General features: G+C 64.7%; 24 protein-coding genes. 12 read left to right on the top strand and 12 right to left on the bottom strand.

Going from position 1 to position 22,351, the window contains the following annotated elements:
* Positions 1-26 precede the first annotated feature (26 nt).
* Entirely contained in the window at positions 27-473 is a 447-nt protein-coding gene (locus U5768_RS14040) for a DUF6232 family protein (RefSeq protein ID WP_322031004.1), read from the bottom strand.
* Between the two features lie 167 nt (positions 474-640).
* Here U5768_RS14040 and U5768_RS14045 point away from each other — a divergent pair, with 167 nt between their 5' ends.
* Complete coding sequence (locus tag U5768_RS14045; RefSeq protein WP_322031005.1) at positions 641-982, top strand: zinc ribbon domain-containing protein YjdM; 342 nt, start codon at positions 641-643, stop codon at positions 980-982.
* Positions 983-1,140: 158 nt separating this feature from the next.
* On the opposite strand, the gene U5768_RS14050 is transcribed toward U5768_RS14045, so the two are convergent.
* Positions 1,141-2,310: a porin gene (locus tag U5768_RS14050; RefSeq protein ID WP_322031006.1), complete on the bottom strand. Its 1,170-nt coding sequence runs from the start codon at positions 2,308-2,310 to the stop codon at positions 1,141-1,143.
* A 179-nt stretch (positions 2,311-2,489) separates the two neighbouring features.
* Here U5768_RS14050 and U5768_RS14055 point away from each other — a divergent pair, with 179 nt between their 5' ends.
* The gene (locus U5768_RS14055) at positions 2,490-2,723 is read left to right on the top strand and encodes a hypothetical protein (protein WP_322031007.1); all 234 of its coding nucleotides are present in this window, start codon (positions 2,490-2,492) and stop codon (positions 2,721-2,723) included.
* Positions 2,724-2,809: 86 nt separating this feature from the next.
* Here U5768_RS14055 and U5768_RS14060 read toward each other — a convergent pair whose 3' ends face one another.
* From U5768_RS14060 to phnG, 9 genes are all read right to left on the bottom strand, one after another.
* A complete protein-coding gene (locus U5768_RS14060) occupies positions 2,810-3,928 on the bottom strand; it encodes a succinylglutamate desuccinylase/aspartoacylase family protein (protein ID WP_322031008.1) in 1,119 nt (372 codons plus the stop codon).
* A 242-nt stretch (positions 3,929-4,170) separates the two neighbouring features.
* A complete protein-coding gene (locus U5768_RS14065; RefSeq protein ID WP_322031009.1) occupies positions 4,171-4,938 on the bottom strand; it encodes an ABC transporter substrate-binding protein in 768 nt (255 codons plus the stop codon).
* Positions 4,939-5,347: 409 nt separating this feature from the next.
* Positions 5,348-6,481 carry an alpha-D-ribose 1-methylphosphonate 5-triphosphate diphosphatase gene (locus tag U5768_RS14070; RefSeq protein ID WP_322031010.1) on the bottom strand — a complete coding sequence of 378 codons (1,134 nt, stop codon included), beginning with the start codon at positions 6,479-6,481 and terminating at the stop codon, positions 5,348-5,350.
* 27 nt (positions 6,482-6,508) lie between these two features.
* Positions 6,509-7,309, bottom strand: coding sequence for a phosphonate C-P lyase system protein PhnL (gene phnL, locus U5768_RS14075; protein ID WP_415913899.1), 801 nt, complete (start codon positions 7,307-7,309; stop codon positions 6,509-6,511).
* A 10-nt stretch (positions 7,310-7,319) separates the two neighbouring features.
* Positions 7,320-8,090 carry a phosphonate C-P lyase system protein PhnK gene (gene phnK, locus U5768_RS14080; RefSeq protein ID WP_322031011.1) on the bottom strand — a complete coding sequence of 257 codons (771 nt, stop codon included), beginning with the start codon at positions 8,088-8,090 and terminating at the stop codon, positions 7,320-7,322.
* Complete coding sequence (locus tag U5768_RS14085) at positions 8,087-9,016, bottom strand: alpha-D-ribose 1-methylphosphonate 5-phosphate C-P-lyase PhnJ (RefSeq protein ID WP_322031012.1); 930 nt, start codon at positions 9,014-9,016, stop codon at positions 8,087-8,089. The genes phnK and U5768_RS14085 overlap by 4 nt, the downstream gene beginning before the upstream one ends.
* Positions 9,013-10,137 (bottom strand): carbon-phosphorus lyase complex subunit PhnI, encoded by a 1,125-nt coding sequence (locus U5768_RS14090; RefSeq protein WP_322031013.1) that lies wholly within the window; start codon positions 10,135-10,137, stop codon positions 9,013-9,015. The genes U5768_RS14085 and U5768_RS14090 overlap by 4 nt, the downstream gene beginning before the upstream one ends.
* Positions 10,137-10,787 (bottom strand): phosphonate C-P lyase system protein PhnH, encoded by a 651-nt coding sequence (gene phnH / locus U5768_RS14095; RefSeq protein WP_322031014.1) that lies wholly within the window; start codon positions 10,785-10,787, stop codon positions 10,137-10,139. Before phnH ends, U5768_RS14090 begins: the two co-directional genes overlap by 1 nt.
* Complete coding sequence (gene phnG, locus U5768_RS14100) at positions 10,784-11,293, bottom strand: phosphonate C-P lyase system protein PhnG (RefSeq protein WP_322031015.1); 510 nt, start codon at positions 11,291-11,293, stop codon at positions 10,784-10,786. The genes phnH and phnG overlap by 4 nt, the downstream gene beginning before the upstream one ends.
* Positions 11,294-11,513: 220 nt before the next feature.
* Here phnG and phnF point away from each other — a divergent pair, with 220 nt between their 5' ends.
* The 4 genes from phnF (at position 11,514) to U5768_RS14120 (ending at position 14,553) form a co-directional block, all read left to right on the top strand.
* Positions 11,514-12,269: a phosphonate metabolism transcriptional regulator PhnF gene (phnF, locus tag U5768_RS14105; protein ID WP_322031016.1), complete on the top strand. Its 756-nt coding sequence runs from the start codon at positions 11,514-11,516 to the stop codon at positions 12,267-12,269.
* The gene (locus tag U5768_RS14110) at positions 12,266-12,991 is read left to right on the top strand and encodes a DUF1045 domain-containing protein (RefSeq protein WP_322031017.1); all 726 of its coding nucleotides are present in this window, start codon (positions 12,266-12,268) and stop codon (positions 12,989-12,991) included. Before phnF ends, U5768_RS14110 begins: the two co-directional genes overlap by 4 nt.
* A complete protein-coding gene (gene phnN, locus U5768_RS14115) occupies positions 12,988-13,539 on the top strand; it encodes a phosphonate metabolism protein/1,5-bisphosphokinase (PRPP-forming) PhnN (protein WP_322031018.1) in 552 nt (183 codons plus the stop codon). Before U5768_RS14110 ends, phnN begins: the two co-directional genes overlap by 4 nt.
* 84 nt (positions 13,540-13,623) lie before the next feature.
* Positions 13,624-14,553 (top strand): LysR family transcriptional regulator, encoded by a 930-nt coding sequence (locus U5768_RS14120; RefSeq protein ID WP_322031019.1) that lies wholly within the window; start codon positions 13,624-13,626, stop codon positions 14,551-14,553.
* A gap of 42 nt (positions 14,554-14,595) precedes the next feature.
* On the opposite strand, the gene U5768_RS14125 is transcribed toward U5768_RS14120, so the two are convergent.
* Entirely contained in the window at positions 14,596-15,420 is an 825-nt protein-coding gene (locus U5768_RS14125) for an IclR family transcriptional regulator (protein ID WP_322031020.1), read from the bottom strand.
* Between the two features lie 647 nt (positions 15,421-16,067).
* Between U5768_RS14125 and cyoA the strand changes: the two genes are divergently transcribed.
* The 6 genes from cyoA to U5768_RS14155 all read left to right on the top strand — a co-directional run bounded on the left by cyoA (position 16,068) and on the right by U5768_RS14155 (position 22,286).
* Complete coding sequence (gene cyoA, locus U5768_RS14130; RefSeq protein WP_322031021.1) at positions 16,068-16,964, top strand: ubiquinol oxidase subunit II; 897 nt, start codon at positions 16,068-16,070, stop codon at positions 16,962-16,964.
* A 5-nt stretch (positions 16,965-16,969) separates the two neighbouring features.
* Positions 16,970-18,979, top strand: coding sequence for a cytochrome o ubiquinol oxidase subunit I (cyoB, locus tag U5768_RS14135; RefSeq protein ID WP_322031022.1), 2,010 nt, complete (start codon positions 16,970-16,972; stop codon positions 18,977-18,979).
* A complete protein-coding gene (gene cyoC / locus U5768_RS14140; protein WP_322031023.1) occupies positions 18,979-19,590 on the top strand; it encodes a cytochrome o ubiquinol oxidase subunit III in 612 nt (203 codons plus the stop codon). The genes cyoB and cyoC overlap by 1 nt, the downstream gene beginning before the upstream one ends.
* Positions 19,591-19,911, top strand: coding sequence for a cytochrome o ubiquinol oxidase subunit IV (cyoD, locus tag U5768_RS14145; protein ID WP_322031024.1), 321 nt, complete (start codon positions 19,591-19,593; stop codon positions 19,909-19,911).
* A gap of 238 nt (positions 19,912-20,149) precedes the next feature.
* Positions 20,150-21,352, top strand: coding sequence for a 3-oxoadipyl-CoA thiolase (pcaF, locus tag U5768_RS14150; protein ID WP_322031025.1), 1,203 nt, complete (start codon positions 20,150-20,152; stop codon positions 21,350-21,352).
* Positions 21,353-21,668: 316 nt separating this feature from the next.
* Entirely contained in the window at positions 21,669-22,286 is a 618-nt protein-coding gene (locus tag U5768_RS14155; RefSeq protein WP_322031026.1) for a hypothetical protein, read from the top strand.
* Positions 22,287-22,351 lie beyond the last annotated feature (65 nt).

Here is a 22,351-nt window from a genome sequence, read left to right on the forward strand (position 1 = left end):
GGGCGAGCGGTGCTACCCGCGAGAGGTCAGGGCGTTGGCGGCTTCGTCGCGCCGCTCGCGGGCTGCGTCGCTTGCGTCGCTTGTTGCGATGCTTGAGACATTTGCGCGGCCTTGGCGGTGCGCACCGCTTGCTCGACGCGTTCGAGAAATGCAGCGTCGAGGCTCGTGACCGCCTCGCGCGATTCTCCGCCCGTCACGACATAAAGACGGTGCAGGGCTTCCTGCCAGAGCCACGCGAGCCAGCCGACCACGATCACCATCACGCCGCATGCGAGACCGGCCGCCGAGCCGAGCACGCCGCCCACGACAGCGCCAGCGGCGCCCACCAGACTGATCGCGATGGGCACGACGCGGCTGCGCCGCCCGATGACGATGCGCACGTCATCGATGTCGCGCATGGGGAAGACCTGGCCGGCTGCGGAAAGCGCGTTGCGCGTGACCGAAACGGCGGCTTCGTTGAAAGGGAGTTCCATCGGTTCGATAGCTGCGAGGTGAGAGAGCGCAGCGTACCAGAAGCCGGGCCGAGGCGGGGTGGCGGCGGTCATAACGTCGCAGGCCGGCCGCCCGGCAGGCTGGGCCACGTGCCCGAGCCGCTATACTTGCGCGCTTTTATTGCCCCTGCCAGCAACAAGGATTTCCCATGAGCGCATTGCCACGCTGTCCGAACTGTAATTCCGGGTTCACCTATGAAGACGGGGACGTCTACATCTGCCCGGAGTGCGCGCACGAATGGTCGCGGCACGCCGCCGCGCAGACCGAAACGGCGGGCAAGGTGTATCGCGATTCGGCCGGCAATGTCCTCCAGGACGGCGACACCGTCACGGTCATCAAGGACCTGAAACTCAAGGGTTCGGGCGGCGTGATCAAGATGGGCACCAAGGTGAAAAACATCCGGCTGGTGGACAGCGACCACGATATCGACTGCAAGATCGACGGCTTTGGCGCGATGAGCCTCAAGTCGGAGTTCGTCAGGAAGGCGTGACAAAAGGCGTCGTGCAGCGACCGCGATGAAGCAAAAAAAAGCGGGGCATCCCAAAGGAATGCCCCGTCCGGTAAGGCGCGGCGCGCAGCCTGGGCTGCGGCGCGCCGGGCGGAGCCGGCGCCATGAGCCGCCGGCTGCGCTGTTGCGTAGATTGCTGCTTAGAACTTGTGGCGGATACCGACGCGAACCGCGACTTGATCCTGCGAACCCGTGCCCGACGGCTGGAAAATGTTCGAGCCCGAGTCGCCGATCTGCGCCTGAACCTTCTGGCCGTTCGGCAGCGTGCCCGATGCGTCCTGGTACGACACGAGGCCGTAGACGTCGGTGCGCTTGCTGAGCGCGTAGTCAAGCGATGCGTTGACCTGGTTCCAGTGAGCCGTCTGGCTGCCCGACGTGCGCGAGTACGTGTAGCCGAGGCCAGCCGCGAAAGCCGGCGTGAAGGCGTACTTGGCGCCCGCTTCGTACGCGTTGTAGAGCGTCGACGAACCGGCGATCGGCGAGAGCAGCGTGTTGGTCCACAGGGCCCACAGCGTTGCCGGGCCGACGATATAGCGGCCACCCACGCCGAACGAGCGCAGGTCGCGCAGCGTGCCCTGCGGCACGTTGGAGAGGGTGGTCGACGTCGCCGGCGTGGTCTGGCCCGGGTACGTGAGGTACGTGTACGCAGCGCCGAGGCTGAACGGGCCGTAGCCGTAGTTCGCGCCGAAGCTGTACGCGCGCGACGAACCGGCGACCGGGTTGGCCGCCGGACCCGTTGCCGGTGCGCCGGCGAACGAGGTCGAGTTCGAGAAGCCGTACAGACCGCCGAACGTGAAGCCCGCGAAGTTCACGCTCTGGAACTTGACCGCGTTGTTGATGCGGCTCGAGGTCAACTGGTCGATGTCGTTGAAGTGGTACGCCCAGTTACCCGAAACCGTGTTGCCGCCGGTCGAGTACTGCGAGCCGAGAATGTCGGTGTTGAACGAGTATTGACGGCCGAACGTCAGCGAACCGATGTTCGATTGCGTCAGACCGACGAACGCTTGACGGCCGAACATCGCGCCGCCCTGGCCTGCCGTGCCGTTGCCGCTGTTGAAGCCGTTTTCGAGCACGAAGATCGCCTTCAGGCCGCCGCCCAGGTCTTCCGTGCCGCGCAGGCCCCAACGGCTGCCCTGCGCCACGCCGTCACCGTACGAGAACTGGTGCGAGCTGCCGCCCGTCGTGTTCTTTACGTTGCTGATGTAGTTCACGCCTGCGTCGATCACGCCGTAAAGCGTCACGCTGCTTTGTGCGTGGGCAACGCCTGCGATCGAGGCAAGAATAGCGGTGGTCAGAATTTTCTTATTCAATTGTTTCTCCGGGTAAAGGGAAGATGACTACTCCGGTCTCTTATGGGCCGGTCAATGCGACGGGGGTGCAATTTAAGGGTCGACAACGAAAGGAATGTGACAGTAAGGGTTTGTAGGCTAAATGTCGCTATTCTGTTGTGTGGATGCGACACACGGGTTGCGCACGAGGGAATTGGCGCATGAGGGCCGCCCGTATTGGCTTTACGGGCGATTTTCGCCGCTATTTGAAAGGCCGGATTGCGATAATCGGCCATATAAAATTTTTTTCTAAGCTTTCTTCTATTTGCCCGGCTAATCGATCTTTTGAATCCGGTTTCAAGCCGGAATTGATTAATCTCAAGAACGCATTAACGGCCGATCAATGCGCCTTTTACATGGCTGATTGCCATCGATTCGTTAAAGTGAAAAATTAGCTATCCGAAATAAATGAAATGGCGGGAAAGCCCATGAAAAAGGGCTCGCACTTGTGGTGCGAGCCCTTTGCGCAAAGCTATTGTGTTTACAGCGAGAGGAGCGAGCCGCTGCGAATGGGCTTTTCGCCGGCAATGCGCGCGACTTCCATGCCAGCCGTGGCGAAGCGCGCGCTATGGCGTGCGTACACCACGCCGCTTACGCCCGCTTGCAGCGTCGTCACGGTGTCGGCGAGCGGGTCGATGATGTCGGCGATTGCCGCGCCGCGTTCCACCCACGTGCCGCAATCCACGCGGAACGCGAGCACGCCGCTGGCGGGCGCCACGATCGGCTCCGTGCCCGCGAGCGGCGTGGCGGCATAAGCGAGCGGCGGCAGCGGCGCGGCCGTGCCCTCGATCACGCCGCGCCCGATCAGATACTCGACGATGGCCTGCGCGTCGTGTTCGGCGAGTTCGTGCGAGACGTCGCGCTGGCCGCGCAGTTCGACCGTCACCGAAATCGAGCCGTACGGAATGGGGTATCGCTTGTCGAAGTGTTCGCGCAGTTCCGACCAGCAGAAGCTGTGAATCTCGTCGAACGGATTGCCGATCGAGTTGAGCGCGAGCAGCGACGCCTTGGCGTCGAGATAGCGCGCGAGCGGCTCGACATCGGGCCACAGCTCGGGGTTTGTGTAGATGTGCATGGCGGCTTCCCAGTCGCAATGCAGGTCGAGCACGATGTCGGCGTCGTACGAAAGGCGCTGGAGCGCGAGTCGCATCGAATCGAGTTCGGTTTTGGGTTGCTGCGCGGCCAGGGCTTCGCCCATGGCCGCGCGAATGGCCGTGCGGTTCGCGGCTTCGTCGGGCCCGAGGCGCGGTTCGATGTCGGGCAGCACGAGTGCGGTCAGCTCGTGGAAATTGCGGTTGAAGTTCTGCGCCGTATTCGATTCGAAGCGGCCGATCATATGACCGAGCCAGTGCTGATTCAGGCCCACGGGGTTGGGCACCGGCACGATCACGACCTCGCCGCGCAGGCGGCCCGCGGCTTCCAGTTCCGCGAGCTTGCGCCGCAGCGCCCACGAGACGAGCATGCCCGGCAGTTCGTCGGCGTGCAGGGAGGACTGAATGTAGACCTTCTGGCCGCCGCTGGCTTCGCCGTAGTGGAAACTGGCAAGTTCCCGCGCGGTACCGAGGGCGGGCGCGATCAACGGATGGTTTCGGGTTTGCATGATGGATGCGCGAGGCGCGGCGGCCCGCAAAAGGTGTTGGAATGAACGATGGCCCCATAAAAGCACGCGGGGGCCGTAGACCGATCTTAGCCGATTCGGCGCGGCGCCGGAACCGGGCCGCCCGCAAGCGCGGCCGGCATCGTCAAAAAATATGGAATCCGAAATAAATCGGGGAAAAGAAAAAGCCCGGACGAAAGTCCGGGCTTCGCGCGCCACCAGGCAGCGCTGGCGCGATACGGTGCTTAGCCGCCGTACACGTCGAAGTCGAAGTATTTGGCTTCGATCTTCTTGTACGTGCCGTCCTTGATCATGTCGGCGATAGCCTTGTCGATCTTCGCCTTCAGGTCGGTGTCTTCCTTGCGCAGGCCGATAGCGGCGGCGCCCGTCGGGATTTCCTTGCCGGCGAACTGGAAGCCAGCGCCGCGCGGCGTCTTCAGGAAGCCCAGGTCCGCTTGCACTTCGTCCTGCAGCGCGGCGTCCAGACGGCCCGAGATCAGGTCGGCGTAGACCTGGTCCTGGTTCTGGTAAGGAACGACGTTCACGCCCTTCGGCGCCCAGTTTTCCTTGGCGTAGGTTTCCTGGATCGTGCCTTGTTCGACGCCCACCGACTTGCCCTTGAGCGAGTCGGCCGTCGGCGTGAGGCTCGAACCCTTCTTGGCGACGAGGCGCGTCGGCGTATTGAACAGCTTCGCCGAGAAGCCGATCTGCTGCTCGCGCTGCGGGGTGATCGTCATCGACGAGAGCACGCCGTCGAACTTCTTGGCCTTCAGGCCCGGGATCATGCCGTCGAAGTCCTGCTCGACCCACACGCACTTGGCGTTCAGGCGCTTGCAGATTTCGTTGCCGAGGTCGATGTCGAAGCCGACCAGCTTGCCATCGGGTGCTTTGGATTCGAACGGTGCGTAGCTGGCGTCGACGCCGAAACGCACGGTGGACCAGTCCTTCGCGTGGGCGACGCCGGCCGAGACGGCAAGCAGGGCAACCGTGAGGGTGGCAAGCAGTTTCTTCACTATGGGTACTCCTCGAGATGGTTCAGGGCGCGCCGCGTGCGGTTGTGCCGCCATGGCGCATTTCCGGCGCGGCTCGCGCCGGATTATTGTTGGACCCGCCGGCCTGCGGCCAGCAAAGCGCGGCAAGCTTACCAGGTCAAAATTGCTGCGTCGCTAGTGTAATACCGGATAGCGGGAAAGCGGCCCATTAAGTGTACGCCCGTGCGCTTGTACGAAGTAAGGCAAAGCCTTGTCGGATAAGGCTTACGGGGCGATGCGGGAAGGGGGCGGCGGCGTGAGCGCGGCGGGTCGGACGATGCTGGGCCGCAACAGTCGGACGGATGCCGGAAGGCATTCCGGCATCGTCCGTAGGGAAGTTGAAATGAAAACGACGGCGTATCGTTGGTGAACGCCGTCGGTGGGCGGGTCGTCAGACCACGCGCACGCCCGCGCGCCAGGTCGCGCGCGGCACCGGTAGCGTGTCGAGCATCGTCACGCGTACGAAGTCCCCGCGAAGGCCCGGCTCGATTGCGCCGCGGTCGTGCAGGCCCGACTTGCTGGCGGGTTCCCACGAGACCGTGGCGAGCGCCCTCGGCAGCGTCCAGTCGGCCTTGGTCACGAGGTCGAACGCGGCGGTCAACAGGCTCGACGGCACGTAGTCGGACGAGAGGATGTCGAGCAAACCGGCCTGCGCCAGTTCCAGCGCCGAGACGTTGCCCGAATGCGAGCCGCCGCGCACCACATTCGGCGCGCCCATGATCGTCGCGATGCCGCGCTTTTTCGCTTCCTCGGCGGCCACGCGCGTGGTCGGGAATTCGGCGAGCACGATGCCTTCGGCGGCGGCCTGCTCGACGTGCTCCACGAGCGTGTCGTCGTGGCTCGCGAGCGGGATGCCGCGCGCGCGGCAGCGCTGTACGATTTCGAGGCGGTGCGCGTCGGCGTAGCGCTCCTGTTCGGTGGCCATTTCGGCGAGCATGGTGTTCGTCTGCTCGTCGGTCCACTTGCCGTGACGCTCCTGGAATTTGCGCCATTGCTCGCGGTCGTGCCACTGGCGCTGGCCCGGCGTGTGGTCCATCACCGAGGCGAGGCGCAGCAGCGGATGACCGCTCAGCGTGTCGAACAGCTCGATCACGTCTTCGGTGGCGATTTCGCAGCGCAGGTGCAGGAAGTGTTCGGCGCGCAGCAGGTTGCGCTCGGAAAAGCGCTTGAGCGCGTTGGCGCTCGCGAGTTGCACGTCGCGGCCGCGCACGCCGACAGCCAGGCGCGTGCCGATGGCGAGCGCATCGAACACCGTGGTGATGCCGGCGGCGGCGATCTGCGCGTCGTGAATGACGAAGGCGGCGTCGGTGTTCCAGTGCACGCCGGGGCGCGGGGCGAGGTGCTTTTCCAGGTTGTCGGTGTGCAGTTCGACGAGACCGGGCAGCAGGAAGTCGCCTTCCCAGTCTTCGGCTTCGGGCGCGGCGGTCGAGCCGCGCGAGATGTCGCGGATCTTGCCGTCGTCCACGCATAGCGTGCCGGTGAAAACTTCGTCTCGCGTCACGATGCGAGCGTTCTTGATCAACATCGTCAGGCTCCGTTATCAGACAGGTATTCAGGCCGCGGCGGTGAGCGGTGCTTGTGCGCGCGGCGCGGCGAGTTCGAGTACGCGCGTGGCGACGCGCTCTCGCGTGTCCTCGTCATGGAACACGCCGACGATCGCGGCGCCGCGCCCGCGCGCCTCGCCGATCAGGCTCGCGACGATTTCGCGGTTTTCCGCGTCGAGCGAGGCCGTGGGCTCGTCGAGCAGCAGCACGCGGTGCTGCGCGATCAGGCCCCGCGCGATGTTCACGCGCTGCTGCTCGCCGCCCGAAAACGTGGCGGGCGCGAGCGGCCAGAGGCGCGGCGGCACGTTCAGGCGCGCCAGCAGCGTTTGCGCGCGCTCGCGGGCTTCGTCTTCTTCCACGCCGCGCGAAACGAGCGGCGCGGCCACGATGTCGAGCGCGCTCACACGGGGAATCACGCGCAAAAACTGGCTCACGTAGCCCATCACGTTGCGGCGCAGCCGCAGGATGTCATGCGGCGCCGCGCCTGTGATCTCCAGATGTTCGAGCGGCGCGCCTTCGTCGCGAATCGTAATGGACCCGCCGCTCGCCAGATAGTTGCCATACAGGCAGCGCAAAAACGTGCTCTTGCCCGCGCCCGATGGCCCGACCAGCACGATGCATTCGCCGCGCTCGACGTCGAGCGAAACGCCCGCGAGCGCTTCGATGCCGATGCCGCCCTGGCCGTGCAGCGTGAAGGTCTTGCGCACGTCTTCGGCGCGCAGCATGAGCGCGGGGCGCTCGATGAACGCGCGCGTGCCGCGGCCAGCGCGTGCGGCCGGCGATTGAGCCGATGATGAAGTGAGGGTCATGTCGATCATCCTAGACCGGCAGCACGGATGCCACCAGCGTCTGCGTATAGGGATGTTGCGGGTCGTCCAGCACCTGGTCGGTCAGGCCCGATTCGACCACCGTGCCGCCTTGCATCACCATCAAGCGATGCGCGAGCAGGCGCGCGACGCCAATGTCGTGCGTGACGATCAGCACCGAAAGATGCAGCGTGCCCGTGAGCGTGCGCAGCAGGTCGAGCAGGCGCGCCTGCACGGACACGTCGAGGCCCGCCGTGGGCTCGTCCATGAAGACGAGACGCGGCCCCGTGACGAGATTGCGCGCGATCTGCAGCCGCTGCTGCATGCCGCCCGAAAACGCCGAAGGCAATTCGTCGATGCGCTGGGCGTCAAGCTCCACGCGCTGCATCCATTGCTGCGCCGTGTTGCGGATTTGCCCGTAATGGCGCGCGCCCACGGCCATCAGCGGCTCGCCGATATTGGCGCCGGCGGAAACGCCCGCGCGCAGGCCGTCACGCGGATTCTGCTGCACGAAGCCCCATTCGGTGCGCGCAAGCAAACGGCGGCGCGGCTCGGAAAGCGTGCGCAAATCGAGCGTTTCGCCGTTCGAGTTCGTGTAGTGCAGCGTGCCCGAGTCGGATTCGGCGCGCAGCGCGAGTGTGTTCAGCAGCGTGGTCTTGCCCGAACCCGATTCGCCGACGATGCACAGCACCTCGCCGGGATAGAGGTCGAAGCTCACGTCGCGGCAGCCGTTGCGGCCGCCGTACTGCTTCGTGAGCGATCGTGCGCTTAACAGCGGCGTCATGCGTTTTCTCCCGCTTCGTTCGTTGCGCGCGCATCGATCTGTTCGCGCCGGTCGTGGCAGTAGTCGCTGTCCGAGCACACGAACATGCGCTTGCCCGCGTCGTCGACGATCATCTCGTCGAGGAAGCTTTCGCGCGAGCCGCACAATGCGCATGCATGCTCCCAGCGCTGCACTTCGAACGGATGGTCGTCGAAATCGAGGCTCTTTACCGGCGTGTACGGCGGAATTGCGTAGATGCGGCGCTCGCGGCCCGCGCCGAACAACTGCAGCGCGGCGTTCATGTGAAGCTTGGGATTGTCGAACTTCGGAATCGGCGAGGGCGACGTGAGATAGCGGCCGTTCACCGTGACCGGATAATCGTAGGTCGTGGCGATGCTGCCGTGCTGCACGATGTCCTCGTACAGTTTCACGCTGATGAGACCGTAGTCGGCGAGCGCATGCAGCTTCCTGCATTCGGCCACGCGCGGCTCCAGGCGGAACAGCGGCTCGGGCATCGGCACCTGGTATACGAGGATCTGCTTGTCCGTGAGCGGCGTTTCGGGAATGCGGTGCCGCGTCTGGACGATCGACGCCTCGCTCGTGCGGCGCGTGGTGGCCACGCCCGTGGTGCGCGCGAAAAAGCGACGGATGTTCACGGCGTTCGTGGTGTCGTCCGAGCCCTGGTCGATCACCTTGAGCGTGTCCTTCGCGCCGATGATCGCCGCCGTCACCTGAATGCCGCCCGTGCCCCAGCCATACGGCAACGGCATTTCGCGCGAGGCGAACGGCACCTGGTAGCCCGGCACGGCCACGGCCTTGAGCAGCGCGCGGCGCAGCATGCGCTTGGTCTGTTCGTCGAGGTACGCGAAGTTGTAGCCCGAAGCAGCCTGCGTTTCATGCGACGCGACTTCGGCTGCGGTCGTGGGCAACGTATCGGGCGCGTTCATGCGGCCTCCTTGTCGCTTGTATCCGCATCGGTAGCGGTGCTGCTTTCATGCTGCGCGCGCAGTTTTCGCACGAGTTCCAGTTCGGCCTGGAAGTCCACGTAATGCGGCAGCTTCAGGTGTTGAACGAAACCCGAAGCTTCCACGTTGTCGCTGTGCGAGAGCATGAATTCGATGTCCTGAGCCGGCGAGGCGATCGTCTCGCCCAGTTCCTCGGCTCGCAGCGCGCGGTCGACGAGCGCCATCGCCATGGACTTGCGTTCCGCGTGCCCGAACGCAAGACCGTAGCCCTGCGTGAACTGCGGCGGCACGTCTTTCGCGCCCGCGAACTGGTTGATCATCTGGCACTCGGTCAGATCGATTTCGCCGATTTCCACGGCCTCGTCGAGTTCGTCCAGCATCATTTCTACGCACACCGAACCAAAACGGATTTCGCCCGCGAACGGATGCGAATGCGCGTAGCCGCGCTGCGTGGCATAGCCCATCGCGAGCAGGAAGCCTTCGTCGCCGCGTGCGAGATTCTGCAGACGCACGGTGCGCCCGGCGGGAAACGCCAGCGGCTCGCGCGAGAGGTCGCCAGGCTCGCGCGCTTCGCACGAGCGCGCTTCCTGCTCGATCAGGCCTTCCCTGTCGAGCAGCGAGATCACGCGCGGCATCGCCTCTTCGGGCGGCGCATCATGGCTCGCGCGCGGCGCGGCGCTGGCGGCATCGTCGCCATCGGCTAGCAGCGTGAAGTCGAGCAGACGCTGCGTGTAATCGTAGGTCGCGCCGAGCACCTGGCCGCCGGGCACATCTTTGAAGGTGGCGGAAATGCGGCGCTCCACCGCCATGTGTTCCGTTTCCACCGGCTGCGTGTAGCCAAAACGCGGCAGTGTGGTGCGATACGCGCGCAGCAAAAAGATCGCTTCGACGAGATCGCCCGCTGCCTGCTTGATTGCGAGCGCGGCGAGTTCTTCGTCGTAGACGGAACCCTCGGCCATCACACGCGCGACGGCCAGGCGCATCTGCTCGCGGATCTGCGCGACGCTCAACTCGGGCACGCCCGGGTCGCCGCGGCGCGCTTCGTCGAGCAGACGCCACGACGCTTCGATCGCGCGCTCCCCTCCTTTGACGGCGACGTACATCAGTGCACCTCCACGAGCGTGGTGCGCGGCAGGCCCATCAGACGGTCGCCGCACACGAGATAGAAGTCGATGCCGCACGGAAAATGCGGCGCGAGGGCGGCGCGTTCGCGCCAGAAGCGCCCCGGCAGCCCGGCCGGCGCGATGCTGCAGCTCGTTTCGATGCCGGGGCCGCGCAGCGTGAGCGGGGCGCCGCCGGTGAGCGAATCGACGCGCACGAAAACCGTGGCCGACTGCTCGGGCGACTCGGGCGTGCCGCTCGCAAAGGTTTCGAGCGGCGGCAGCGCGGCGGCGTCGTGCACGTAGGCGAACGCGGCTTCGTGCGCTTGCACGGCAAGCGGCGCGCCAGCGTGAAAGCGCAACGCGGCGGCGAGCGCCGCGTCGGCTTGAGCGAGCCAAACCGGCGTGGCGTAATCCGCGAGTGAGAGCAGCGAGGCGAAGGCGGCAAGTCCGGCGCGCGCGGGCGAGGCGTTCGCAGCCGTGGCCGCGGGCAGCGGCGCTTCGATCACGCCGATGGTGCCGGGGCGCGCGAGCGCGTCGAGCAGCGTGCGAAATACCGTCTGCGTGTCGTGAACCGGATCGCCGAAACCGGGCGCGAGCGCCGTGAGCAGATCGGGCGTCAAGGCGCTGTTAGTGTCGCGTTCGTTGCTCATGCGTCACCTCGAACCATCGTGAAGAACTCGACCCGCGTGCTGGCGGCATCGGCGCGGCGCGCGTTGCGCCGCGCGGCGAGACGCGCGGCCAGCGGCTCGATCAACCGCGCGTGCAACTGGTCGTGACGCGCGGGCAGTTGCAGCAGCGCGTCGGCGAGCGCGGCCAGTTCGGCGCGGCGCTTGTCGCGGCCCAGATGGCAGGCCACGCCGACCGGGCCGGGTTGACCGGCATCGGCGCCATCGGTGGCAGAGGGGCACAGACGCAGCGTGGCGCGCGTGACAGTGGCTTCGCCCAGGTTGAAGGCGTCGCCGGTGCCCCCAATGCGCCCGCGAACCATGGCAAGGCCGGTTTGCGGCGAACGCAGCCAGTCGAAAGCGGGCTCGGGCGCCCCGGCGAGCGCGACGCCGAGCGCCGCCTCAAGCTCGGCGCGCGGGGTGTGCGCGAGAACGGCCATCCATGCGCGCCGGGTTGCCGCCGTGGAGGATGGAATGGAGGAAGCGTTCATCGGAGTTCCTGTGTCGTGAACGGATGCGGGCGAACATGACAACCGCGCCTTTCGAACCGCGTTGCCCGGACCTCGATTGAACCATCTATTCATCTAAACGTCTAGACGTTTAATGGTACAGTCGTCTAGCGCGAACGCAACGGAGGTTTTCATATTTCCATCACGCCCTGCGCACTACAATGCACAAAACGCCATTGGAACCGAGAGGAATGACAGCACCATGACATCGAACGACGAGGCGCCGTACAGCCTGCTTGAGCGCGGCGCGGGGGTGGCGGTGTGGCGGCAGATCGAGCAGATCCTCGCGGCCGAGATCGCGGCGAAGGGCTTCGGCGAAGACGGGCGGCTGCCTAGCGAGGGCGAGCTTGCGCGCCGCTTCGACGTGAACCGTCACACGGTGCGGCGCGCGATGCTGGGCCTCGCGGCGCTGGGCCTCGTGAGCGTGGAGCAGGGGCGCGGCACCTTCGTGCAGCCCGGCGCGATCGACTACACCATCGGCAAGCGCACGCGTTTTACGGAGAACCTGAAGCGGCATCAGCATGCTGCGGCGGGCAGGCTGCTCGCCTCGTCGCGCGGCAAGGCGGACCCCACGGTCGCCAAGGCGCTCGGCCTGCGCGCGGGCGCACTCGTGTACCGGCTGGAAACGCTGCACGAGTCCAGCGGCGTGCCGCTCACCTACGCGCGAAGCTGGTATCCCGCCGCGCGTTTCGCCGACCTGCCGGTGGTGATGGAGCGCGTCGACAGCACGTCGAAAGCGCTCGCCGAATACGGCGTGACGGACTATCTGCGCAAGTGGAGCCGTATCGGCAGCGTGCTGCCCGATGCGGAAGTGGCGCGGCGCCTGAACATCAACCGGCAGCAGCCAGTGCTGTGGGTGGAAAACGTCGACGTCGATCTCGACGGCGTGCCGATCAAGTACGGCATCACGCACTTCGCGGCTGACCGCGTGCAACTGATGGTGGAGCACGACCTATGAGCGCGCCGCACGAATGGGGCGACGCCGCGCGCTTCGCGCTTTACTATGCGCCGCCGCGCGAGTCGGCGTGGTGGCAGGCGGGCTGCGCGTGGCTTGGCCGCGATCCGGAAACGGGCGATTCCCTCGCGCCGCCGCGGTGGCTCGCGGGCTTGCCGCAACCACTGGACACGCTCACCGCCGCGCCGCGCCGGTACGGCTGGCACGGTACGCTCGTGCCGCCGTTCCGTCTCGCGCCGGGCGTGACGCCCGCGGCGCTTCTGGCCGCCGCGCAGCAGTGGGCGCAGCGGCAGGCGCGTTTGGAGGCCAACGTCGAAGCGGCGCTTCTTGGCCGCTTTGTGGCGCTGTGCCCCGCCGACAATGCCGGCGAAACCGCGCTACGCGAACTGGCTGCCAACGCATTGCGCGCGCTCGCTTCGCTGCGCGCCCCGCAAACGCCCGCCGAACTCGCGAAGCGCCTGGACGCGCCGCTCACGCCGCGCCAGCGCGCGTACGTGGAGGCGTGGGGCTACCCGTACGTATTCGAAGAATTCCGCTTTCACATGACGCTATCCGATTCGCTGAACGACGCGCAAACGTGCGCGCAACTCGTCGACGCCTGGAACACGCAGATGAGCGACGCGGGCACGCTGCCCGTGGAGGGCGCGGCTCTCTTCGTCGAGCCCGGGCCGGGCGCGCCGTTCGCGCTGTGGCGCCGCCTGCCGTTCGCGGAGGCTCGCGCATGAAGGGCGGCCTCATTTACGTCATGGGGCCGTCGGGCGCGGGCAAGGACACGCTGCTGCGTTACGCGCGCGAACGCCTGTCCGGCGAAGACGTCATGTTCGCGCATCGCTACATCACACGCGAAGACAGCGGCGGCGAGAACCACATCGCGCTCACGGAAGCCGAATTCGAGGCGCGTTCGCAGCGCGGTCTCTTCGCGCTGCAATGGCGCAGCCACGCGCTGCGCTACGGCGTGGGCGTGGAGATCGACCAGTGGATGGCGCTCGGCTGCACCGTCGTGGTGAACGGTTCGCGCGCCTACGCGGGCGAAGCGTTCGAGCGCTACCCGCGCATGACGCTCGTGCACGTCGAAGCGGCGCAGCACGTGCTCGCCGCGCGCCTCGCTTCCCGCGCGCGCGAGACGCCCGGGCAGGTCGCGTTGCGGCTCGCGCGGCGTGCGCCGTTCGAGGTGCCCAGGGGCGCGGCGTTCGCGCGTATCGACAATTCGGGTCATCTGGAGGAAGCGGGCGGGGCGTTCGTCAAGCTCGTGCGGCAGGTGGCGGCCGGTTAGCCGCGTTGCGGACTGGGGGATTTTTGTTGGGCGCGGTTGCCATGAGAAGATGCTGGCGACCCGAGAACTCAACGAGAATGCCCTTTGGATCGCTTCCAGGAGATGCAGATTTTTACGCGTATCGTCGACCGCCGCAGCTTCACGCAGGCGGCCGAGGATCTGAACCTGCCGCGCGCGACGGTCACCAATTCGATCAAGCGTCTCGAAGCGCGCCTGGGCGTGCGTCTGCTCGAACGCACGACGCGCCAGGTCAAGCCGACGCTCGACGGCGACGCCTACTATCAGCGCTGCATGCGCCTGCTCGCCGACCTCGAGGAAACCGAGGAGGCGTTTCGCGACACCGATCCGCAGGGGCGCTTGCGCGTGAACATGCAGGGCACGCTCACGCAGTATTTCGTCATGCCGCGCCTGCCCGACTTTCTCGCGCGCTATCCGCGCATCGAACTCTTCATCGGCTCGGGCGACCACTTCGTCGACCTCGTGCGCGAGGGCGTGGATTGCGTGCTGCGCGCGGGCGAGCTGGCCGATTCCTCGATGATCGCGCGGCGCGTGGCGCTGCTGGAGCAGGTGAGCTGCGCGAGCCCGGCGTATCTCGAACGGCACGGCGACCCCGAGTCGATCGAGGCGCTCGCGGGCGCCGGCGCGGACAACGCGGGCAAGCCGGCTGGACCGGGCCATCGGGCCGTGAACTATGTTTCGCCGGCCACCGGCCGCGCGCTGCCGCTCGAATTCACGACATCCGCCGGTGTCGTCGAGGTGACGCTGCCGGGCCCGGTGGCCGTGAACGGCGCGGAACTCTACACGGCGGGCGCGCTGGCCGGCCTCGGCATCGTGCAGGTGCCGCGCTATCGCGTGCGCGAACTGCTCGCCAACGGCGAATTGTGCGTCGTGCTGCCCGCCCATCCGCCGCCGCCCCTGCCGGTTTCGGTGCTGTATCCGCAGAACCGCCAGTTGTCGTTGCGCGTGCGCGCGTTCGCCGACTGGCTCGTGCAGGTGTTTGCCGAGGTGGCGTGAAAATCGCGCGGGCGTGGTTGTCCGCAGTTGCCCGCGGTCGCTTTATGTGCGCCGCGCGACCATGCCCGACACGCGGGCCGCCGCCTGCTGAAGCGGTTCGAGGAAGGTCTTCACCATCTGCCTGGCTGACGTGCGCTGCGCGTTGCCGCTGATGTTCATCGCGGCGATCACGCGGCCCTGGCGGTTGCGAATGGGCGCGGAGATCGAGATGAGGCCGCCTTCCAGTTCCTGATCGACGATCGCCCAGCCCTGCTGGCGCACCTGCCCGATGATTTTTTTGAGTTCGCCGACGTCCGTGACCGTGCGCGGCGTATGCGCGTAGAGCGGCGAGGAGCCGAGCGTTTCTTCCAGCGCGGCGTCGTCGAGCGACGCGAGCAGCACGCGCCCCATCGACGTGCAGTACGCGGGCAGGCGGCTGCCGATCGAGAGGTTGATCGTCATGATCTTGTGCGTGGGCACGCGCAGCACGTAGACGATCTCGGTGCGGTCGAGCACAGCCGCCGAACAGCTCTCGTGCACCTGCTGCGACAGCTCTTCCATCACCGGCTCGGCGAGATTCCAGAACGGCATCGACGTGAGGTACGCGAAACCCAGATCGAGAATGCGCGGGGTGAGGCGAAAAAGGCGTCCCTCGGCTTCGACGTAGCCGAGCGTCTGCAGCGTGAGCAGAATGCGGCGCGCTCCGGCGCGAGTGAGGCCCGTGGCGGCGGCGACGTCGGTGAGGGTCTGCTCGGGATGCTCGGCGTTGAACGCGCGGATCACCGAAAGCCCGCGCGCGAACGACTGCACATAGGAGTCGCCTGGCTTTTCGGGGATCTCCTGCTGGTCGGCGGAGCGGTCTGGCGAGGCACTGGAAGCAGAATTCATGGGCGTGGCGATCGATCTTGCTGCGGCGCTTGGGTAACCTGGCAAGATAACGCAAGCGATCGGTTTCGCCAACAAGCGGCGAGGGTGAGGCGCGCCCGAACCCGTGTGGCTGGGCGCCCCGATGAATGTCGATTGTGCGGCGTCGGACGACATGCGTCAAATGCGCACAGAAGATCATTTGACATTCAATTATTTGATTCCAGTCAATTTATTGCGATCAAAAAAGATTGACGCATAGGTCAGTTATTTAAATTCGAATATCGGCACTGTCGCGAAAATAAAAACGGGATAAAGGCGACGCTGAAATTCGAACGAATTGGCACATTCCCTGACAATTCATCGATTACGCCATGGTTATCTTCGGTCCCCTTCTTCGCCTGGTTCCGCGGCGTAGTTCGCGCTGAAACCATTGTGCAGTGGGCGTTTGCGAGATGAAAGCAGTTAGAAAGATAATTGCGGCTTTCCGTCGCGCTCGCCCGGGCGAGCTTTGTCCTGTTTGCGAATCCTTGGCAAAGATCAAATTTCGAGATTATTGCTTTCCGTAGAATCGAGCCGAATACGATACGGGTGCATTTTGCGTGGCGAGTTTGCGATGCAGATGTGTTGGGTGTTACGGGTTTTGGTGGACAACGGAAGAACAGGCAAACATGAAAGACAGAAAAGCCTTTAAAAGGTGGTTAATCCCCCTCGGCAGCGGGCTGCTCGTTTCCCTTGCGGGGTGCAGCGGCAATTTTGCCGTGATGGACCCGAAGGGCAGCGTGGGCGCGGCCGAGAAATCGCTCATCCTCACGGCCACGTGGGCCATGCTGCTGGTCGTGGTGCCCGTCATCATCCTGACGCTCGTGTTCGCGTGGCGCTACCGCGCCTCGAACCGCAACGCGACCTACGCGCCGAAGTGGGCCCACTCCACGGCGATCGAAGTGGTGGTCTGGGCCATTCCGGCCGTGATCATCCTGTTCCTCGCCATCCTCACGTGGCGAACGTCGCATGAACTCGACCCGTACAAGCCGCTGGAGTCGAGCGTGAAGCCCATCAACGTCGAGGTCGTCGCGCTCGACTGGAAGTGGCTCTTCATCTACCCGGACCTCGGCATTGCCTCGGTGAACCAGCTTGCCGTGCCCGTTGGCACGCCGGTCAACTTCCGCATCACGTCGGACTCGGTGATGAACTCGTTCTTCATCCCGCAACTGGGCACCCAGGTCTACGCCATGGCGGGCATGCAAACGCGTCTGCACCTGATCGCCGACGAAGCGGGCAATTTCGACGGTCTCTCGTCCAACTACAGCGGCAAGGGCTTCTCGGACATGAAGTTCCGCACGCTCGCCACGAGCCAGCAGGACTTCGACGCGTGGGTGCAGAAGGTGAAGACGTCGTCCACGCAGCTTTCGATGGACGAATACGCGTCGGTCGCGAAGCCGCAGGAGAAGGCGCCGGTGCAGTACTTCTCGACCGTCGACCCGAAGCTCTTCAACAACATCATCGCGAAGTACAACAACGGCCACGTCACGAATTTCAGTGACCCGTCTTGCGTGACCAAGGGGTAAGCAGCATGTTTGGAAAACTCACATTAGAGGCGATCCCGTTCGATCAGCCCATCATCATGGGCGCGGCGGCGTTCATGGCGCTGATCGTCCTTGGCGTGCTCGGTCTCGTCACCGTGACCGGCAAGTGGAAGTACATCTGGACCGAGTGGCTCACGAGCGTGGACCACAAACGCATCGGCGTGATGTACATGATCGTGGCGGTGCTCATGCTCGTGCGCGGCTTTGCCGACGCGGTCATGATGCGCATCCAGCAGGCCATTGCGTTCGATTCGCCCGGCTATCTGCCGCCGCATCACTTCGACCAGATCTTCACGGCGCACGGCGTCATCATGATCTTCTTCATGGCGATGGCGCTCATGGTCGGTTTCTTCAACCTCGTCGTGCCCCTGCAGATCGGCGCGCGCGACGTGGCGTTCCCGTTCCTGAACTCGCTCTCGTTCTGGATGACGGCGATCAGCGCGATCCTCATCAACCTTTCGCTCGTGGTCGGCGAGTTCGCGAAGGTGGGTTGGCTCGCGTATCCGCCGCTCTCCGAGTTGCAGTTCAGTCCGGACGTGGGGGTGGACTATTACATCTGGGCGGTCCAGCTTTCCGGCGTCGGCACCTTGATTACGGGCGTGAACTTCTTCGTCACGATCATCAAGATGCGCGCGCCGGGCATGACGCTCATGAAGATGCCCGTGTTCACGTGGACGGCGCTGTGCTCGAACGTGCTCATCATGGCCACGTTCCCCATTCTCACGATCGCCGTGGCGCTGCTCGGTCTCGACCGCTACGTCGGCACGCACTTTTTCACGAATGAGCTTGGCGGCAACCCCATGCTCTACCTGAACCTGATCTGGGCGTGGGGCCACCCCGAGGTGTACATCCTCGTGCTGCCGGCGTTCGGTATCTATTCGGAGGTGATGGCCACGTTCTGCAAGAAGCCGCTGTTCGGCTACAAGACGATGGTCTACGCCTCGTGCGCGATCATGGTGCTGGCGTTCCTCGTGTGGGCGCACCACTTCTTCACGATGGGTTCGGGCGCCGACGTCAACGCGTTCTTCGGCATCGCGACGATGATCATCGCCATTCCGACCGGCGTGAAGATCTTCAACTGGCTGTTCACGATGTACCGTGGCCGCGTCCACTTCACCACGCCGGTGCTCTGGACCATCGGCTTCATGGTGACGTTCTCGATTGGCGGCATGACCGGCGTGATGATGGCCATTCCGGGTGCGGACTTCGTGCTGCACAACTCGTTGTTCCTCGTCGCGCACTTCCACAACGCCATTATCGGCGGCGTGGTGTTCGGCTACCTCGCGGGCCTGCAGTACTGGTTCCCGAAGGTGTTTGGTCTGAAGCCCAGCGAAAAGCTCGGCAAGGCGTCGTTCTGGTGCTGGTTCGTCGGCTTCTACGTGGCTTTCGTGCCTATCTATGTGCTCGGCTTCATGGGCGCCACGCGTCGTACCAACCACTATGACGTGCCCGAATGGCATCCGTACTTCGTCGTCGCCGCCATTGGCGCCGGGATCATCGCGCTTGGCGTCGTGTTCCAGGTCCTGCTGTGGGTGATGGCTTTCGTGAACCGCAACAAGGCCGAGTGCAAGGACGTGAATGGCGATCCGTGGGACGGCCGCACGCTCGAATGGGCAACGTCGTCGCCGCCGGCGGTCTACAACTTCGCGGTCATTCCGCACGTTGAAGATATCGACGCCTTCGCCCATATGAAGGAATCGGGCCGCGGTTACGGTCTTGCAGCGAAATACACGGACATTCATATGCCGTCCAACACCGCGGCGGGTCTTGTCGTCGGCCTCTTCAGCCTCGTGCTCGGCTTTGCCGCCGTGTGGCACATCACCTGGCTTGCGGTGCTCGGCTTCGTCGGCGTTGCGCTGACGATCATCATCAAGAGCTTCGGCAAGAACGACGGTTACTACATTCCGGCCGCGAAGGTCCGCGAGATCGAGGAACGGCGCTTCGGCACCGGCGTCGCCGTGGCCAAGCGTGACCTGGTCGCCGAGGAGGCAATCTGATGTTGACGAAAACCAACACGGCAACGCTTGCCGAATTCGATCACCACGATCATCCGCAGTCGAACTCGGTATTCGGCTTCTGGGTTTACCTGATGACCGACTGCGTGCTGTTCGCGGCGCTGTTCGCCACCTTCGGCGTACTGGGCCATCAGTTCGCGGGCGGCCCCACGGGCAAGGACCTGTTCGACGTTCCGGGCGTGGCGCTCGAAACGGCCGTGCTGCTGCTTTCGAGCATCACGTACGGCTTCGCGATGCTTGGCGCCCACCAGCGCAAGAACGGCATGGTGCTCGGCTGGCTCGCCGTCACCTTCGTCCTGGGTGCGTCGTTCCTCGTGCTCGAACTGCGCGAGTTCTCGCACCTCATCGCCGAAGGCGCCGGCCCGCAGCGCAGCGCGTTCCTTTCGTCGTTCTTCACGCTGGTCGCCACGCACGGTCTGCACGTGTTCTTCGGCCTCGTGTGGATGCTCGTGATGATGATTCAGGTCGTTCGCGCACGGGAACTGGGCGAGCAGGAAATCCGCCGCCTCACGTGCCTGAGCCTCTTCTGGCACTTTCTGGACGTGGTGTGGATCTGCGTGTTTTCTTTTGTCTATCTGGGGAGCGTGCTCTAAATGGCTCAATCTCATGCAGAGTCGCACGGCAGTCTCGGCAGCTATGTGGCGGGCTTTATTCTTTCGGTGCTGCTTACCGCAGGCGCATTCGGCGTTGTCCTGCATGGCACGCTCGACGCCACCACGGCAATAATCGTGATCGCCGTGCTCGCCTTCGTGCAGGTGATCGTGCACCTCGTGTTCTTCCTGCATCTGAACGCGTCGCCGGGGCAAGGCTGGAACGTGCTGTCGCTCGCGTACACGGTGCTGGCCGCCGCGTTCCTGATCTTCGGCACGATCTGGGTCATGCACAACGTCGGCATGCTCATGATGTCGCGTTAAGCGTTTGACGCACTGACGGGCGCATCATCCCGTCTACACTCGCGAAGCCGCACGGGCCTTGTCCTGTGCGGCTTTTTCGCTTTTGGCGCCAGATTCGCGTGCTTGACACCCGTCCCGGGACACGCCTATTATGACCGTCAAATTGTTCGATAAACGATCATTGGTTCGCAATTCGAACAATCTCAATCATCTTTGCATGGGGTCGCATCCGGTGTCTGCGATCGAAAAGGAGACTCACATGACGGAAGCATTCATCTGCGACGCGATTCGCACGCCTATCGGCCGCTACGCGGGCGCCCTGGCCCCGGTGCGCGCCGACGACCTCGGCGCGGTTCCCTTGAAGGCGCTCATGGAGCGCAACAAGGACGTGGACTGGACAGCGGTCGACGACGTCATCTACGGCTGCGCGAACCAGGCGGGCGACGACAACCGTAACGTCGCGCGCATGTCGTCGCTGCTGGCCGGCTTGCCGCAGGGCGTGCCGGGCTCGACGGTGAACCGCCTGTGCGGCTCCGGCATGGATGCCGTGGGCATTGCCGCGCGCGCGCTCAAGTCCGGCGAAGCGGGGCTGATGATTGCGGGCGGCGTGGAAAGCATGAGCCGCGCGCCGTTCGTCATGGGCAAGGCGGCGAGCGCGTTTGCTCGCGACGCCGCGATCTACGACACGACCATCGGCTGGCGCTTCGTCAATCCGCTGATGAAGCAGCAATACGGCGTGGACTCGATGCCGGAAACGGCCGAGAACGTCGCGGTCGATTACAACGTGAGCCGTGCCGATCAAGACGCGTTTGCGGTTCGCAGCCAGCAGAAGGCGGCGCGCGCGCAGGCGGACGGCACGCTCGCGCAGGAGATCGTCGCGGTGACGATCGCGCAGAAGAAGGGCGACCCGATTGTCGTCTCGCGCGACGAGCACCCGCGTGAGACGAGCCTCGAAGCGCTTGCCAGGCTCAAGGGCGTTGTACGCCCGGACGGCTCGGTGACGGCAGGCAACGCTTCGGGTGTGAACGACGGCGCATGCGCGCTGCTCCTCGCCAATGAGGAAAACGCCCGGCGTTTCGGGCTCGTGCCGCGCGCGCGCGTGCTGGGTATCGCAACGGCGGGCGTCGCGCCGCGCGTGATGGGTATCGGTCCCGCGCCCGCTACGCAAAAGCTCCTCGCGCGTTTGAACATGACCATCGACCAGTTCGACGTTATCGAGTTGAACGAAGCTTTTGCTTCGCAAGGTCTCGCCGTGATGCGCATGCTCGGCATTGCCGACGATGATCCTCGCGTCAATCCTAACGGCGGCGCGATTGCGCTTGGGCACCCGCTCGGTATGAGCGGGGCGCGGCTCGTGACGACCGCCACGTATCAGCTTCATCGCACGCAAGGGCGCTTCGCGCTTTGCACGATGTGTATCGGCGTGGGTCAGGGCATTGCTATTGCTATCGAGCGCGTCTGAATATAAATTGCGCTGAAACGACGAAGCCGCGGATCCTTTTGATCCGCGGCTTTTTTGCTTCAGCCGCGTAGAAAGTGGAGCATTTCGCACCACGCAACAATGGCGCGATTCATTTCAAGGGGCAATCACGGGAGAAGTTGAGTCGCCGCAAACTCTGCGACAATTCGCCATATTCTTTAGATATAACTTGATCCTCTTCCGGCCCCGTAGCGTTCTCGCTTTAAAAGCCGCGCGTAGAATCGGTTGCACTTCGGCGCGACGGACGCCGATGCAAATACGGCAACCCATTCAAACCCGTTTGATGAGGAGAAAGCGAATGACGAAGGCAGCGATTCTGGCGGTGGCATGCGTGTTGGGCGTTGGCATTTCGCAGGCGGCGTTAGCGCAAAACAACGCGCCCGCTTCGGCACCGCCGGCGCAAACCCCGCTCGCCAGCGCGGCGCAGGAAATGGTCGCCAACGCGCAGCCCGTCCATATCCAGGCGAAGATTGTCGGCATCGATCGTGCCGCGCGCGTCGTCACGCTGCGCGGTCCGCGCGGCAACGAAGTCGATATCGCGCTCAGCCAGCAGGTCAATAACTTCGATCAGCTCAATGTGGGCGACACCGTCGACGTGCTCTACAAAAACGCGCTGCTCGTGACCGCCGAAAAGGTAACGGGCAAAGACAAGGGCATTCGCAAGCGCGTGGATACCAATGTGTATCTGCCGGCGTCGTCGGGCTACGACGCCGCGCGTCAGGTCGAAGTTCAGGCCACGGTGCAGCACATCAACGCGAAGAAGCGCGAAGTGACGCTGCGCGGCGCCTGGCAGACCGTCACGCTCGAGGCCATGCCGGACGTCGATCTCAAGACCCTGAAGGTCGGCGACACGATCCACGCCGTGTTCGTCGCCGCGTATGCGACGCAGGTGACGCCGGTCGGCGCCACGCACTAAGCACAAAAAAGCCGGCGCATTGTCGCGCCGGCTTTGCCGCGAACCGTGCGGGCGCCTGCGAAGGC

Source organism: Paraburkholderia sp. J76, from assembly GCF_905220295.1.
Classification (GTDB): Bacteria; Pseudomonadota; Gammaproteobacteria; order Burkholderiales; family Burkholderiaceae; genus Paraburkholderia.